General features: G+C 67.5%; 12 protein-coding genes and 1 tRNA gene. 9 read left to right on the forward strand and 4 right to left on the reverse strand.

Features of this window, described 5'->3' with window-relative positions:
- Positions 1–9: 9 nt before the first annotated feature.
- Entirely contained in the window at positions 10–420 is a 411-nt protein-coding gene (locus HV783_RS00185) for an acyl-CoA thioesterase (RefSeq protein WP_006388802.1), read from the reverse strand.
- Between the two features lie 103 nt (positions 421–523).
- Entirely contained in the window at positions 524–1,609 is a 1,086-nt protein-coding gene (locus tag HV783_RS00190; protein WP_054501899.1) for a YeiH family protein, read from the reverse strand.
- Between the two features lie 130 nt (positions 1,610–1,739).
- Here HV783_RS00190 and HV783_RS00195 point away from each other — a divergent pair, with 130 nt between their 5' ends.
- A complete protein-coding gene (locus tag HV783_RS00195) occupies positions 1,740–2,639 on the forward strand; it encodes a LysR family transcriptional regulator (RefSeq protein ID WP_054501898.1) in 900 nt (299 codons plus the stop codon).
- A 7-nt stretch (positions 2,640–2,646) separates the two neighbouring features.
- On the opposite strand, the gene HV783_RS00200 is transcribed toward HV783_RS00195, so the two are convergent.
- The gene (locus HV783_RS00200) at positions 2,647–3,843 is read right to left on the reverse strand and encodes a M20 aminoacylase family protein (protein WP_054501897.1); all 1,197 of its coding nucleotides are present in this window, start codon (positions 3,841–3,843) and stop codon (positions 2,647–2,649) included.
- Between the two features lie 76 nt (positions 3,844–3,919).
- On the opposite strand from HV783_RS00200, the gene HV783_RS00205 reads away from it, so the two are divergent.
- Entirely contained in the window at positions 3,920–5,620 is a 1,701-nt protein-coding gene (locus HV783_RS00205) for an AMP-binding protein (RefSeq protein ID WP_162876703.1), read from the forward strand.
- 28 nt (positions 5,621–5,648) lie between these two features.
- On the opposite strand, the gene HV783_RS00210 is transcribed toward HV783_RS00205, so the two are convergent.
- Positions 5,649–6,524, reverse strand: a complete 876-nt coding sequence (locus tag HV783_RS00210) for an inositol monophosphatase family protein (protein WP_054501983.1) — start codon at positions 6,522–6,524, stop codon at positions 5,649–5,651.
- Between the two features lie 131 nt (positions 6,525–6,655).
- Here HV783_RS00210 and mnmC point away from each other — a divergent pair, with 131 nt between their 5' ends.
- The 7 genes from mnmC to HV783_RS00245 all read left to right on the forward strand — a co-directional run bounded on the left by mnmC (position 6,656) and on the right by HV783_RS00245 (position 14,414).
- A complete protein-coding gene (mnmC, locus tag HV783_RS00215) occupies positions 6,656–8,530 on the forward strand; it encodes a bifunctional tRNA (5-methylaminomethyl-2-thiouridine)(34)-methyltransferase MnmC2/FAD-dependent 5-carboxymethylaminomethyl-2-thiouridine(34) oxidoreductase MnmC1 (RefSeq protein WP_175188454.1) in 1,875 nt (624 codons plus the stop codon).
- 271 nt (positions 8,531–8,801) lie between these two features.
- Positions 8,802–11,027: a glycoside hydrolase family 31 protein gene (locus HV783_RS00220; protein ID WP_054501894.1), complete on the forward strand. Its 2,226-nt coding sequence runs from the start codon at positions 8,802–8,804 to the stop codon at positions 11,025–11,027.
- Between the two features lie 172 nt (positions 11,028–11,199).
- Positions 11,200–12,288 carry a methionine ABC transporter ATP-binding protein gene (locus HV783_RS00225; RefSeq protein ID WP_054501893.1) on the forward strand — a complete coding sequence of 363 codons (1,089 nt, stop codon included), beginning with the start codon at positions 11,200–11,202 and terminating at the stop codon, positions 12,286–12,288.
- A complete protein-coding gene (locus HV783_RS00230; protein ID WP_006388812.1) occupies positions 12,245–12,898 on the forward strand; it encodes a methionine ABC transporter permease in 654 nt (217 codons plus the stop codon). The genes HV783_RS00225 and HV783_RS00230 overlap by 44 nt, the downstream gene beginning before the upstream one ends.
- Before the next feature lie 49 nt (positions 12,899–12,947).
- Positions 12,948–13,745: a MetQ/NlpA family ABC transporter substrate-binding protein gene (locus HV783_RS00235; RefSeq protein ID WP_049071433.1), complete on the forward strand. Its 798-nt coding sequence runs from the start codon at positions 12,948–12,950 to the stop codon at positions 13,743–13,745.
- 207 nt (positions 13,746–13,952) lie between these two features.
- Positions 13,953–14,028 (forward strand) — tRNA-Lys (locus HV783_RS00240).
- A gap of 53 nt (positions 14,029–14,081) precedes the next feature.
- Entirely contained in the window at positions 14,082–14,414 is a 333-nt protein-coding gene (locus tag HV783_RS00245) for a hypothetical protein (RefSeq protein ID WP_175188456.1), read from the forward strand.
- Positions 14,415–14,790: the final 376 nt, after the last annotated feature.

Genomic DNA, 14,790 nt, shown 5'->3' on the forward strand with positions numbered 1-14,790 from the left:
CGATACGGCTCAAAGAATGGGGAGAGGGCGGCTGCGCCGCGCTTCGTCGGTGGCGACGTAGGTCAGCGTGGCTTCGGTGACCTTGACGACTTCGGCATCCAGGCGCTGGCGCTCCGCGTAGACCTCGACCGAGACGGTGATGGAGGTCTTGCCGGTCTTGACGATGGAGGCATAGAAGCTGAGCAGGTCGCCCACGAACACGGGTTGCTTGAACTGGAACGCATTGACGGCGACGGTGGCGACCCGGCCGGCCGCGCGGCGGGCAGCGGGAATCGAGCCGGCGATGTCGACCTGGGACATGATCCAGCCGCCGAAAACGTCCCCGTGGATGTTGGCGTCCGCCGGCATTGGCATGACGCGCAATACCGCGTCGCGATTGGCGGGCAAAGTCGTGAAGGGGGTTTTGGTGCTGGAGGTCATGCGGCCGGCTCCAATGCAAGGCAACCAGCCGATTATGCAGGAAAAACGTGGCGCCGGCGCGGGCCGGCGCCACGTCGGGACGCTTTATCGAAGCGCCCGCGGATCAGGACGCCAGCTTGACGATGCCGTAGCCGCCGACCAGCAGCCAGACGTACAGGATCAGGCCCAGCGCCATCACGCGCGGACCGGCCTTGCGGATGTTGGCGAAGCGCGTTTCGATGCCCAGCGCGGTCATGGCCATGGTCAGGGCGAAGACGTCCAGGCGGCGGATGGCGGCGACGACGTCCGCCGGGATGATGTTCAGCGAGTTGATGATGGCCAGGGCCAGGAAGCCGACCGCGAACCAGGGAATGGGCAGCTTGGCGCCCTTGGCGTTGCCGCCGGCGTGGCTGGCGGCGCTGCGCAGGTACAGGCCGAGGATCAGCAGCACCGGCACCAGCAGCGCGACGCGGGTCATCTTGACGATGGTGGCGACTTCCGTGGTGGCGGGGTCGATGTTGCTGGCCGCGCCCACCACCTGCGCCACTTCGTGGATGGTGCCGCCGATGTAGATGCCCAGCGCCTGGGTGTCGAAAGGCAGCCAGCCGGCGTGGTACAGCACCGGGTACAGGAACATCGACAGCGTGCCGAACAGCACCACCGTGGCCACCGCCACGGCGCTCTTGTGCGGCTGCGCCCGCAGGGTCGGCTCGAAGGCCAGCACGGCGGCCGCGCCACAGATGGCGCTGCCGGCGGCCGTCAGCATGGCGGTGTCGCGGTCCAGCCCGAGCAGGCGCTGGCCGACCCAGGTGCCGATCAGCAGCGTGCCCACCACCACCGCCACCGAGACCGCCAGGCCCGGCAGGCCGACGGCGGCGATCTGCTGGATGCTGATGTTCAGGCCATAGAAGGCCACGGCGATGCGCAGCAGGCGGCGCGCGGTGAAGTTGACGCCCACGCCCCAATCGACCGGCATGGTGCCGCGCAGGAAGTTGCCGTACAGCATGCCGCACACGATACCGACCACCAGCGGCGAGAAACCGAGCTGGCGGATGGCGGGCAGGTCCGCCAGTTGCATCACCGCGGCCGACATCAGGCCGACGAACAGCACGCCGTTGAGCTTGTCGCGCCAGGGCGTGGCCGCGGCGGCCGCGGCGGGCGGCGCGGCAGGGGCGGCATGGTGGGGGGCGGTGGTGCTGGCGGTGCTCATGGCGGGCCTTCGTGCATATCTAAATAACTAGGCGAAATATTAATTTCATGGTCGTTATTTGGAAAATTTTCATTTTTGATATGAAATATCGGAAATTCTGATAATACGGCTGCCGCCGCCCGGACCGCCCATGACCCCCGATCAATTGCTCACCTTCGCCACGGTGGCCGATGCCGGCAATATCAGCCGCGCGGCGCAGCAACTGCACCTGTCACAGCCGGCCGTGTCGGGCCAGTTGCGCGCCTTGCAGGAATGGTTCGGCGAGCCGCTGTACCGCCGCAGCGGCCACGGCATCGCCCTGACCGAAGCGGGCGAGCGCCTTGCCGAGCAGGCGCGGCAATTGCGCCAGGTGTACCGCCAGGCGCAGGCGGTGCGGGAGTCCTGGCGCGGCCTGGAGACCGGCGCGCTGCGCCTGGGGGCCAGCACCACGCCCGCCAGCTACCTGTTGCCCGCCCTGGTGGCGGATTTCCGCCAGGCGTTTCCGGCGGTCAGCCTGCACCTGTCCGATGGCAACACGCGCGAGATCGTAGAGCGCCTGCCCGCGCTGGACCTGGCGTTCATCGAGGGCGACGTGCCGACGGGCCTGCCGGCCGATACCGCGGTGCACGCGTGGCGGCAGGACGAGGTGGTGGCGATCGTGCGGGCCGACCACGCGCTGGCCGGCAAGGGCGCGGTGACGCTGCGCGACCTGGCGCAGTCGGCGCTGGTGATGCGGGAACCGGGCTCAGGCGTGCGGCGGCTGGTCGAGCGCGCGTTCGCCGACGCCGGCCTCGCGCCGTCGATCGGGCTGGAACTGGCGGGGGTGGAGGGGGTGAAGCAGGCGGTGCGCGCCGGGCTCGGCGTGGGCTTCGTGTCGGCCATGTCGATGCGGCACGAGGATGGCGCGTTGGCGGCCTTGCGGCTGTTGCCGCGTCCGCTGACGCGCACGCTGAGCATCCTGGTGCCGCACGCGGATGCCGCCGCCCGCGCCGCCCAGCGCTTCCTGGCGATGTGCCAGGCGGTGCGGACGGCGCAGGCGGGCGACTTCTAGCGGCGCGTCAGGCCTTGGCCAAGCGCTTGAGCGCCAGTTGCACCCAGTAGGTGCCGCCCAGCGGCAGCAGGTCGTCGTTGAAGTCGTAGCTGCCGTTATGCAGCATGCAGGGGCCCAGGCCATGGCCGGCGGCGCGGTGGTCGCCGACGCCGTTGCCGATCCAGACGTAGCAGCCGGGCAGTTCCTGCAGCATGAAGGCGAAGTCCTCGGCGCCCATGGTGGGCTGCACGTGGTCGTTGACCTTGTCGGCGCCGACGATGTCGCGCATGACCTCGGCACAGAACGCGGCTTCGTCGGGATGGTTGATGGTGGGCGGGTAGTTGCGCTGGAAGGTGAACTCCACCTCGCAGTCCATGGCGGCGCAGGTGTGGCGCGCGATCTCTTCCATACGGCGTTCGATCAGGTCCAGCACCTCCAGCGTGAAGGTGCGCACGGTGCCGCGCAGCTCGGCGTGATTGGGCACCACGTTGTCGGCGCTGCCGGCGTGGATCTGCGTGATGCTGAGGACCGCGGCGTCGAGCGGATTGCGGTTGCGCGTGATGATGGTCTGCAGCGATTGCGCCAGTTGCACCGCCGCCATCACCGGGTCGATGCCCAGGTTGGGCATGCCTGCATGGGTGCCCTTGCCCTTGACCACGATGGAGAATTCGTTGCTGGAGGCCATGATGGGGCCGGCGGTCACGCCGAACTGGCCGGGCGCCATGCCGGGCCAGTTGTGCATGCCGAACACGGCTTCCATCGGGAAGCGGGTGAACAGGCCGTCGTCGATCATGCGCTTGGCGCCGCCGCCGCCTTCCTCGGCGGGCTGGAAGATCACGTACACCGTGCCGGCGAAGTCGCGGTGCTGCGACAGGTAGCGAGCGGCGGCCAGGAGCATGGCGGTATGACCGTCGTGGCCGCAGGCGTGCATCTTGCCGGCGTGCTTGCTGGCGTGGGCGAAGGTGTTGGCTTCCTGCATCGGCAGGGCGTCCATGTCGGCGCGCAGGCCGACGGCGCGTTCGCCGGGACGGTCGCCGCGGATGATGCCGACCACGCCGGTGCCGCCCAGGCCGCGATGGATTTCAATGCCCCATTCTTCGAGCTTGGCCGCGACCACGTCGGCGGTGCGGAATTCCTCGAACGCCAATTCGGGATGCGCGTGGATGTCGCGTCGGATCTGGGAGATATCGTCGCGCCAGGCAACGATGGGATCGAGCAGTTTCATGGAAAGAATCAGGCGGAATATGGGAACGCAACAAGGTTATCATCAATCAAAAACCAATTTAATGGAGACAAACACCATGACCCGTCCGTGGCTTGCCCATTACCCGAAAGGCGTGCCCGCCGATATCTCCATCGACGGCTACACCTCGCTGACCGACCTGCTGGACCGGGCCTGCAAGCAGTACGCGACCCGCATCGCCTGCACCGCCATGGGCAGCGACATCACCTATGCGGAGCTGGACGCGCACGGCCGCGGGTTCGCCGCCTGGCTGCAAAGCCTGGGGCTGCCCAAGGGGTCGCGGGTCGCGTTGATGATGCCCAACGTGCCGGCCTACCTGGTGGCGCTGCTGGGCACGCTGCGAGCCGGACACGCGGTGGTCAACGTCAATCCGCTGTATACCCCCGATGAACTGCAACGACAGTTGCAGGACAGCGGCGCGGCGGTCATCGTCATCCTTGAGAATTTTGCCCACACGCTGCAGAGCGTGTCGGACCGCGGCCAGCTCAAGCACGTGGTGGTGACCGGGCCGGGCGACCTGCTGGGCGGCCTGAAGGCGCCGCTGGTGAACCTGGCGGCGCGCTACATCAAGAAACTGGTGCCGGCGTGGCACATCGAGGGCGCGCAGATGCTGTCGAAGGTGCTGGCCTCGGGGGCGGGCCTGCCGTTCACCGCGCCGGCCATTTCGATGGACGACCTGGCCGTGCTGCAGTACACCGGCGGCACCACCGGCGTGCCCAAGGGCGCGATGCTGACGCATCGCAACCTGACCTCCAATGTGATGCAGATGGAAGCGGTGGCCTCGCCCGCGCTGCATGACCTGGCGGCGCGGCAGGTCACGATCCTGAGCGCGTTGCCGCTGTATCACGTGTTCGCCATGACGGTCTGCGGCCTGTACGGGCTGCACGCCGGCATGCGCAACGTGCTCATCATCAATCCGCGCGACCAGCCGTCGCTGATCGGCGCGTGGCGCAAAACGCCCATCAACGTGTTCCCGGGCGTCAATACGCTGTTCAATGCGCTGGTCCACAACGAGGACTTCGCCAAGCTGGATTTCTCCGGCCTGCGGCTGACGCTGGGCGGGGGCATGGCGGTGCAGCAGGCGGTGGCCGAGCGCTGGCTCAAGGTCACCGGGAGGCCGCTGGTCGAAGGCTATGGCCTGTCCGAAACCTCGCCGGTGGCCACGGTCAATCCGACCGATACCGATGCGTATTCGGGCTCGATCGGGCTGCCGCTGCCCTCCACCGACGTCGCCATCCTGGATGACGAGGGCCACGAGGTGGCGCTGGGCGAGCGCGGCGAGGTCTCCATCCGCGGGCCGCAGGTCATGGCGGGCTACTGGCAGAAGCCGGAAGAGACCCGCCAGGCGATGACCGCCGACGGCTTCTTCCGCACCGGCGATATCGGCATCATGGACGACAAGGGCTATACGCGCATCGTCGACCGCAAGAAGGACATGATCACCGTGTCGGGTTTCAAGGTCTATCCGAACGAGGTCGAGGCGGCGGTGTCGCAGATGCCGGGCGTGCTCGAATGCGCCGCCATCGGGGTGCCGGACGGGCATTCGGGCGAGGCCGTCAAGGTCTTCGTGGTGAAGAAGGATGCCTCGCTGACCGAGGCCCAGGTGCAGCAGTGGTGCAAGGACAAGCTGACCGGCTACAAGCGGCCGCGCTTCGTCGAGTTTCGCGACGAGTTGCCCAAGAGCAACGTCGGCAAGATCCTGCGGCGCGAACTGCGTCCGGACGCCGAGGCCGCGGCGCCGCAGGGCCAGGCGGCCTGAGCGCGCGCGGCGTGGGGACGGCCGGGCCTCAGCCCGGCTGGTCCAGGTGGGGGGCGATCATCTCGTGCAGGGCGCGCTCGATGTCGGGGTTGCCGGCCACGACGCGTCCGCCGATGGGCCAGGAGTCCTGCTGGTGCATGTCGCTGCAGGCGCCGCCGGCTTCGCGCACGATCAGCGTGCCCGCGGCCACGTCCCAGGGCGCCAATCCCATTTCCCAATAGCCGTCATAGCGGCCGCAGGCGGTCCATGCCAGATCCAGCGCGGCCGCGCCCATGCGCCGCACGCCGCGGGCTCGGTTGATGGCGTCATGCAGCATCGGCATGTATTGGCTGGCGAAGGAAAAATCACGGAAGGGAAAGCCCGTCGCCAGCACGGCGTCGTCCAGCGTGCGGGTGCGCGAGCAACTGATGCGCCGGCCATTGAGCCAGGCGCCCAGGCCGTACACGGCGGTGAACAGTTCTTCGCGGCAGGGATCGTAGACCACGCCCGCCACGGGCGTGTCGCGCGCCAGGCGTTCGGTGGGGGATACCGCGGTGCCGGCATGCGCGATGAGCGCGATCGAGACGGCGTAGTGCGGAATGTCGTGCAGGAAATTGGTGGTGCCGTCGAGCGGGTCGATGTACCAGGTGGCGGCGCCCTGCGCCTGGCCGCCGGTCTCTTCGGCGACGATGCCGAACTTGGGCGTGCGCGCCTGCAATTGTTCGATGATCGCGGCCTCGGCCTCGCGATCGGCCTGGGACACGAGATCGTTGCGCGCCTTGCGATCGATCACGAGGTCGGCGCGATGATGCGCGTAGGATTGCAGGATGGCCGCGCCGGCGTGGGCTGCCGTGACCGCGGCGTCAAGCGCGGCGCACAGGTCTACGGGCGAGGCGAGCGAGCGGGGCGGGTCATAGGTTTCCATGAAACCAGTGTAAGCCCACCCATGCGTCAAATCCGTGGCGACGCGGCAAAAGCCCGCGTGCCCGTGGCGCATATCCAACGCAGCCGGCTGCGCCAGCCGATAATCCTTCTTTTCCGATCGCCGCCGTTTTCATGTCCTCGTCCTATGCGCCCCTGACCCCCGCCGTCGCTGAATTCGATGCCCAGGGCCGGCTGTACAGCCCGGTCTATGGCGACGTCTATCACTCGCCGTCGGGCGCGTTGGGCCAGGCGGAACACGTTTTCCTGCGGGGCAACGGCCTGCCGGAACGCTGGCGCGGTCGCGGCGCCTTCACCGTCTGCGAGACCGGTTTCGGCCTGGGCCTCAATTTCCTGGCGTTGTGGCGCGCCTGGCGCGACGATCCACAGCGTTCGCGCACCCTGCACGTGGTGTCGCTGGAGGCGCATCCATTCGGCGGCGAAGACCTGCGAGCCTTGCTGGCGCGCCATGCGCCCGAGCCCGTGGCTGCGCTGGCGACGCAACTGGCGGCCCAGTGGCCGGCCTTGCTGCCCGGCCTGCACCGGCTGGAATTCGAGGGCGGCGCGGTGACGCTGACGCTGGGTTTCGGCGACGCGCAGGTGTTGGCGCCGCGGCTCGCCGCGCGAGTCGATGCGTATTTCCTCGACGGTTTCGCACCCGAACGCAACCCGCGCATGTGGCAGGCCGCCTTGCTCAAGGACCTGGCGCGGCTGGCCGCGCCGCAGGCCACGGTGGCCACCTGGGCCTGCACGGGTGAACTGCGCCAGGCCCTGCGCGATGCGGGGTTCGACGTGCGGCGGGCGCCGGGCTATGGCGGCAAATGGCACATGACGGTAGGCGCGGTGGCGGTCGGCGCCGACGCCGCGCCGGCCGCCACGGCCGACCCTGGCCGCCATGCGCTGGTGGTGGGGGCGGGCCTGGCGGGGGCGGGCATTGCGCAGTCCCTGGCGCTGCGGGGCTGGCGGGTAACAGTGCTGGATGCGGCGCTGGCGGGGGGCGCGCTGGCCCATGCCGGCCACACCGCGGCTGCGCTGACGCCGGTGCTGGCGCGCGACGACAATGCGCGCGCGCGCCTGTCGCGCGCCGGCAGTGCACGCGCCCGGGCGCGTTGGGCCGGGCTGGCCGGCGGCGCCGCGCCGATCCGGTGCGGGACCGTGCAATTGGAACGTGACGCCGGGCGCGCCGCCGCGCTGGAGGAAACCCTGTCGGTGCTGGCGTTTCCGCGTGACTGGGTGCGCGCGGTCAGCCGCGACGAGGCCAGCGCGCTGGCCGGATTGCCGCTGGCGCGCGGCGGTATTTTCTTCGGGCAGGGCATGCTGGTGCAGCCCGCCCAGTTGATTCCGGCCTTGCTGGCGACGCCCGGCGTGCGCGTGGCGGCGGGGACGGTGGCGCGGGTGGCGCCGGACGGCACGGGTTGGCGCGCGCTCGACGCCGCCGATGCGGAGCTGGCGCGGGCCGATGTCGTGATCCTGGCCAACGCCTTCGGCGCCCAGGGTGTGCTGGCGGCCAGTGGCCTGCTGGCGCCGCTGCCGCGGGTAGCGCAGATGCATGCGCTGGCAGGCGAGGTCACACTGATACCGGCCGCGGCGCTGGGCGGCGGTCCGCGTTGCGTGGTCGGGGGCGAGGGCTACCTATTGCCGGACACTGGCGCGGGTTGTGTGGCGGGCAGTACGTACGTGCATGGCGCCAGCGAGGCGTGTATCGGCGCCGAAGGCCAGCGCGTGACGTTGGACAAGGCGGCGGGATTGCTCAGCAGCGGCGACTTTCCCGCCTTCGACGCGCTCGTGCCTGGCACGCTGCCGGGCTGGGCGGGGTGGCGGGCGGTGTTGCCGGGGCGCCTGCCCGCCGTGGGCGAGCTGGCCCATGCGCCGGGGTTGTGGTTGGCGGCGGGCTACGCGTCGCGCGGGTTGTCCTGGTCCGCGTTGATGGGGGACCTGGTTGCGGCCCGGCTTTGCGGCGAGCCGTCACCTCTTGAAACCGATCTGTCCCGGTTGATCGCCCCACGCTGAAAAAAACTTCCGGGGCGTGCAGAACCCGGAGCGGGGTGGCGTAGAATTGTGGCAAATGCCAGGATTTGGCGCCAAATGAACCCGCGTTGGGCGCAGGTTTGGTGTTCCGGTGGCGCTCTGGCGATGACTTGCGGGGGGCCAGCCGGGGGCTTTGCGACCCCTTTTTTCGGATGATATCGCCATCCAAAAGAGGGACTGAGTTTATTTCAAAGCTCAAATCCGTCAAAATAGCGTCTTTTGATGGTTTTTGGCTTAAGCCGGGGGATGCTCTGTGCCGCCCAAGTTCGACTTTGCCCATACTACCCAGCTCGACAACATCGAGCTGCTGACGTCCCGCCCCAGTCGCATCGATTTCGACGCGGGCGATGGGTTGCACCTGGTAGTCGAGGCGCATGCGCCTGGTGTGTTCCGCCTGCGCTGCGGCGAGGCGAACCACCTTACCGATGACAAACCCGGCGCGCGCGCGCGCGCCGTGGCCGAGATGCTGCTCGCGCGCCAGGAGGCGGTGGGCGAGGCCGCCATCGCCCCGCGCGAAGGCGGGGACGGTTGGCGCATCACCCAGGGCGACGTGGCCCTGGAGCTCCAATCCAACCCGGTGCGCTTTGCGCTCTACCGCAATGAAGAGCGGGTGTTCGAGTCCGAGGTTTCCGCGCATACGCCCGCATTCGGGCACAACGCGCTGGACCAGGCCGACGCCGCGGCCTGGACGGCGGGCTTTACCCTGCTGCCGGGCGAGCGGGTGTACGGTCTGGGCGAAACCCCGGGCGATCTGAACCGCCGCGAAGAATCCGTGGTCTCCGACGATCCCGAGCATCGCGCCCTGCCGCTGGCATGGAGCCCGCGCGGCTGGGGGCTGTACGTCAACACGATGCGCCGCGTCGAGCACGCGGTTGGCACGGCGCCGGCCGATTCGGCCTACGTCGTCAGCGTCGACGACGTGGTGCTGGATGTGTTCCTGTTCGCCGGCGAGCCCGCCGAAATCCTCAACCAGTACACCGCCCTGACCGGCCGCGCCGGCCAGCCGGTGCTGTGGGCGATGGGCGCGTGGCTGCAGCAGGCCAGCGGCGAGATGCCGACACAGACCGTGGCCCTGCTGGGCCGCATGCGCGAAAACCAGATTCCGGTGGATGCCGTGACCCTGGCGCAGCCGGCGGCCTGGGGCTTCCAGGCCGACAAGACCGTGTTCGAATGGGACGCCCAGCGCTTCCCCGATGCCAAGCAGATGCTGGCGCTGTTCCACAAGCACAACGTGCATGTGGCGGCGTCGGGTTTCCCGGGTGTCATCAAGACCAGCCCGCTGTTCGAGGAACTCGAAGACCGCGGCTGGCTGCTGACGCGCGAAGATGGCTCGGCGCAGGTGTTCGACGGCAATGCCGCCACCTCGGGCCAGCCCTACGGTCTGCTGGACCTGACCTACCGCGACATTTACAACCTCTGGGTCGAGCGACATCGCCAACTGGTCGAGGACGGCCTGGACGCGCCGGCCTGCGACGCCCAGATCGCCATTCCCGATGGCGTCTCCGCCCGCAACGGCGAGACCGGCCCCGCGCTGCGCAGCATGTATCCGCTGCTGGTGCGCCGCGCGTTGTTCGACGCCGTCGCCGGCCTGAAAGTGCCGCCCGAGGGCGTGGTGCCCAGCACCGACCTGTTCCCGGCCGCGCAACGGCTGCCGTGGCAGGTTGGCCCGCAGGTCGACAACACCTGGGAAGGCCTGCGCCATACCCTGCGCACCGCGCTGTCGATCGGCGCCTCGGGCCTGCCGGTCCAGGTGCACGGCATTGGCACCGGTTCGCGCGGCACGGCCGACATGACGCCCGAGCTGTACCTGCGCTGGCTGACCGCCGGCGTGTTCTCGGCCAATTTCTCGTTCCAGGGCGTCGCCGGCCTGCTGCCGTGGGACTTCGGCGACGAGACCCTGGCGCACGTCAAGACCTGGATGCAGTGGCGCTACCGCCTGGTGCCCTACGTGCTGGGCGCCATCGAGGACGCTGCCCGCACCGGGCTGCCGGTGCAGCGCTCCATGGCGCTGTCGTTCCCCAACGACCCGCATGCCCACGAATGGGATCTGCAGTACCTGCTCGGCCCGGCCCTGCTGGTGGCGCCGATCACCGCGCCGGGCAAGCAGGTGCGGGTGTACCTGCCCAAGGGCGAGGCCTGGTGGGACCTGAACACCGGTCATCGCTACGAAGGCGGCACCACCTGGACCATCGATTGCGAGCTGGGCCAGTTCCCGGTGTTCGGCCGCGAAGGGCACATGCTCTGTCTCGGCCCGGCCGCGCAGCACACCGGTGAATTCAATTCGGCCCGCATCCTCGACGAGGTCTGGATGTTCGGCATGCCGGTGCACAACCCGGTGGTCATGCGCAACAAGATCCGCGTCATGCAGATGCAGGGCTCCAGCTACATCAAGGGGCTGGAAGGCCTGCGCATTTCGCCGTCCGAGGGTCTGGAGGTCAAGCGCCGCGGCGCGGAAGTCCGTATTTCGCGCGCTCGCTGAGCCAGGCGGGGCCGGTTCGCCGGCCGCCGATGAAAAAGGGCAGTCAGGAAGGCTTTCCTTCCCGACTGCCCTTTACGTCTTTGCGCGGACGCATCTTATATTACTGTTAGTTATTAAAAATGGAAAAAACGGTCGTTCTCTTTAGAAGAGAAAAGATACAAAATCGCTTGCCATGATTCAGATCGAGAACCTATCCAAGACCTACGCCACGCCGCACGGCCAGTTCCAGGCGCTGCGTGGCATCAACCTGCACATCCAGCAGGGCGAGGTCTTCGGCATCATCGGCCCCAGCGGGGCCGGTAAAAGCACGCTGGTCCAGTGCATCAACCTGCTGGAGCGTCCCAACGAGGGCTCCATCGCCATCGGCGGCCAGGCGCTGACCGGGCTGAGCGAGGCGCAACTGCGCGCGCAGCGCCGCCGCATCGGCATGGTGTTCCAGGGCTTCAACCTGCTGTCGCGCCGCACGGTGTACGGCAACGTGGCGCTGCCGCTGGAAATCGCCGGCGTCGCCAAGAGCGAGATCCCGGCCCGCGTCGAACGCCTCCTGGCGCTGGTGGGCCTGGAGCACCTGCGCGACCGTTATCCCAGCCAGATCAGCGGAGGCCAGAAGCAGCGCGTCGGCATCGCGCGCGCCCTGGCCAACAATCCGGACGTGCTGCTCAGCGACGAGGCCACCTCCGCGCTCGATCCCGAGACCACCCACAACATCCTGGCGCTGCTGCGCGACATCAACCGCAAGACCGGCGTGACCGTGGTCATGATCACGCACCAGATGGAAGTGGTGCGCGAGGTCTGCGACCGCGTGGCCGTGCTGTCGCAGGGCGAAGTGGTCGAGATGGGCAGCACCCGCGAAGTGTTCGCGCAGCCGCGCCACGAAGTGACCCGCGCCATGGTGTCGGCCGCGACGGCGTCGGACCTGACCGACGCCACGCTGGCCGCCGTCAAGCAGCGCATCGAGGCGCTGGCCGCCGCCAAGCCGGGCCAGGCCGTGCGCCTGCTGCGCCTGTCGCTGACCGGCACCGACGCGTCGGGCTCGTTCCTGTCCGACCTGTCGACGCAGTATTCGCTGGACGTGGGCCTGGTGCAGGCGCGCGTCGAAGACATCCAGGGCGTGGCCGTCGGCACGATGTTCGTGCTGGCCCAGGGCGCGCCCGCCGCGGTCAAGGACGCCATCGCCGCGTTGACCGCCCGTGACATCACCGTTGAAGAAATCGCTCATGAGCCCGCAACTGATCGACCTGCTTATTACGTCGCTGCTTGACACCCTGCTGATGGTGGGCGTGGCCAGCGCCATCGCGGTGCTGGTCGGCATTCCGCTGGGCGTGATCCTGACCGTCACCGCGCGCGGCAACATGCTGGAGAACCAGGCCGTCAACCACGCGCTGGGCGCGGTCATCAACGCCACCCGCTCGGTGCCGTTCGTGATCCTGATGGTCGCCATCATTCCGTTCACGCGCCTGGTGGCGCAGACCTCGATCGGCACCACCGCCGCCATCGTGCCGCTGTCGGTGGCCGCGATCCCGTTCATGGCGCGCATCGCCGAGAACGCCATGCGCGAAGTCGATCCGGGCCTGATCACGGCTGCGCGCGCCATGGGCGCCTCGCCGATGCAGATCATCATGAAGGTGCTGCTGCCCGAGGCGCTGCCCGGCCTGATCGCCGCCACCATCGTCACCGTGGTCAGCCTGATCGGCTACTCGGCCATGGCCGGCGCCATCGGCGGCGGCGGCCTGGGCGACCTGGCCATCCGCTACGGCTACCAGCGCTTCCAGTCCGACGTGATGGCCGCCGTGGTCATCGTGCTGATCGTGCTGGTGCAACTGATCCAGAGCCTGGGCGACCGCTACGTGCGCCGCATCTCGCATCGTTGATCACACCGAACATTCTTCTCCTCCTTCCGACATCCGGGAAATTCGCAACATGAGCATCAAGGTTTTGAAGTCGCTGGCCGCGTTCGCCCTCGGCGCCGCCGTATTCGCCCAGCCCGCGCTGGCCCAGGACAAGCCCCTGAAGGTTGGCGTCACCGCCGGCCCGCACGCCCAGATCTTCGACGTGGTCAAGCAGGAAGCCGCCAAGCAGGGCCTGAATATCCAGGTGATCGAGTTCACCGACTACGTGCAGCCCAACGTCGCGCTGGCCTCGGGCGACCTGGATCTGAACAGCTACCAGCACCAGCCGTACCTGGACAACGCCAACGCCGACCGCGGCTACAAGCTGGTCAGCATCGCCAAGACCGTGATCTTCCCGATCGGCATCTACAGCAAGAAGATCAAGTCGCTGTCCGAGCTGAAGGAAGGCGCCCGCATCGCGCTGCCGAACGACCCGACCAACGGCGGCCGCGCCCTGTTGCTGCTGCAGGCCAATGGCCTGATCAAGCTGCGTCCGGAAGCCGGCCTGAAGGCCACCCCGATCGACGTCATCGAGAACCCGAAGAAGCTGCGCTTCATCGAACTGGACGCCGCCCAGTTGCCGCGTTCGCTGGACGACACCGACGCTTCGGCCGTGAACACCAACTTCGCGCTGGAAGCGGGCCTGAACCCGGCCACCGACGCCATCGCCCAGGAATCGCCCAACTCGCCGTACGCCAACGTGCTGGTGGTGCGTGAAAAGGACAAGGACCGTCCCGAGTTCGCCAAGCTGGTCAGCATCTACCACAGCCCCGCCGTGAAGCAATTCATCGAGACCAAGTTCAAGGGCGCGGTGGTGGCTGCCTGGTAAGCCAGGTTCGCCTCCCCGATGCAGAACGGCCGCGCAAGCGGCCGTTTTCCGTTGAGGCGGGCCGAACGGCCGTTTCACGGTCCCGCCGCAGCGCGGGTCGCGTGCAGCGGCGCCGCTGGCGGACAGCGATCGTTCCGGCGTGGAGGCATCCTGGCCTCTATTTTTTGACAAGGTCCACGAAATCAGCCATAATTTTGGGCTTCGGTCGGGCTGATAGCTCAGTCGGTAGAGCAGCGGACTTTTAATCCGTTGGTCGCGAGTTCGAGTCTCGCTCAGCCCACCACCCCGAATTCTCGCTTGAGCCCAAGCTCTCCATCCCCCGGGGAGCTTGATGCCATGGCACCCAAAGACGCCGCTTTCGAAGCGGCGTTTTTTTTGCGCGGCTCTTCGCCTGGAGCCGCGCCGGTATCCGAGTACCGGTGCTCCCCGGCGGGCCGCTGCGCGGCGCGCCGCTTCAGGATTCGCGACCGACCCTTGGGCTCTGATCGAGCCGCCTCCCGCCGATCGACCGATCTGGCCGCAATGGCCATCGTGGTGTGCGGGGCGATTCCGCAGCCGTTGTTGATCGGCCACTTTCTTGCGGATGAATCAGATTCCCGGGAAAGAGCGGTTTCCTTTTATCTGAATATCACGCCATCTGAGCAGCTCGACGGAAATAATTCGAGCTGAAAATATCATTATTGGAAATGGCTTCGGATAATATAAGACCAAGCCGCGGTTTTATAAATATCTATGTGTTTTATTTGTCCTGCTTCCCGCAATAATAATTATTAGAGTGCGGCGTGCGCATTGACATTCGATTGCTCCATCGAAATTAATACCTATGGCGTTACGCATGACGCGTGTGCCGCAAGTGCTCTAATTCATTAGCCAAATCGCCTCGATTCTCGCGAAGGAATCGTGCCGGCGGGGTTATTTCCTTGCTGAATGCACGTAGCGATTTCAATTGGAATCGCGGGATTTCATCCAGGTGGAAATAATGGCTTGCAGGGCCGTTTTTTTGTCGTCGTAATAATGAAAAAATATAAAACTGAAATGCAGGCGG

Source organism: Achromobacter dolens (genome assembly GCF_902859745.1).
In the GTDB taxonomy this organism is placed as follows: Bacteria; Pseudomonadota; Gammaproteobacteria; order Burkholderiales; family Burkholderiaceae_B; genus Achromobacter; species Achromobacter dolens.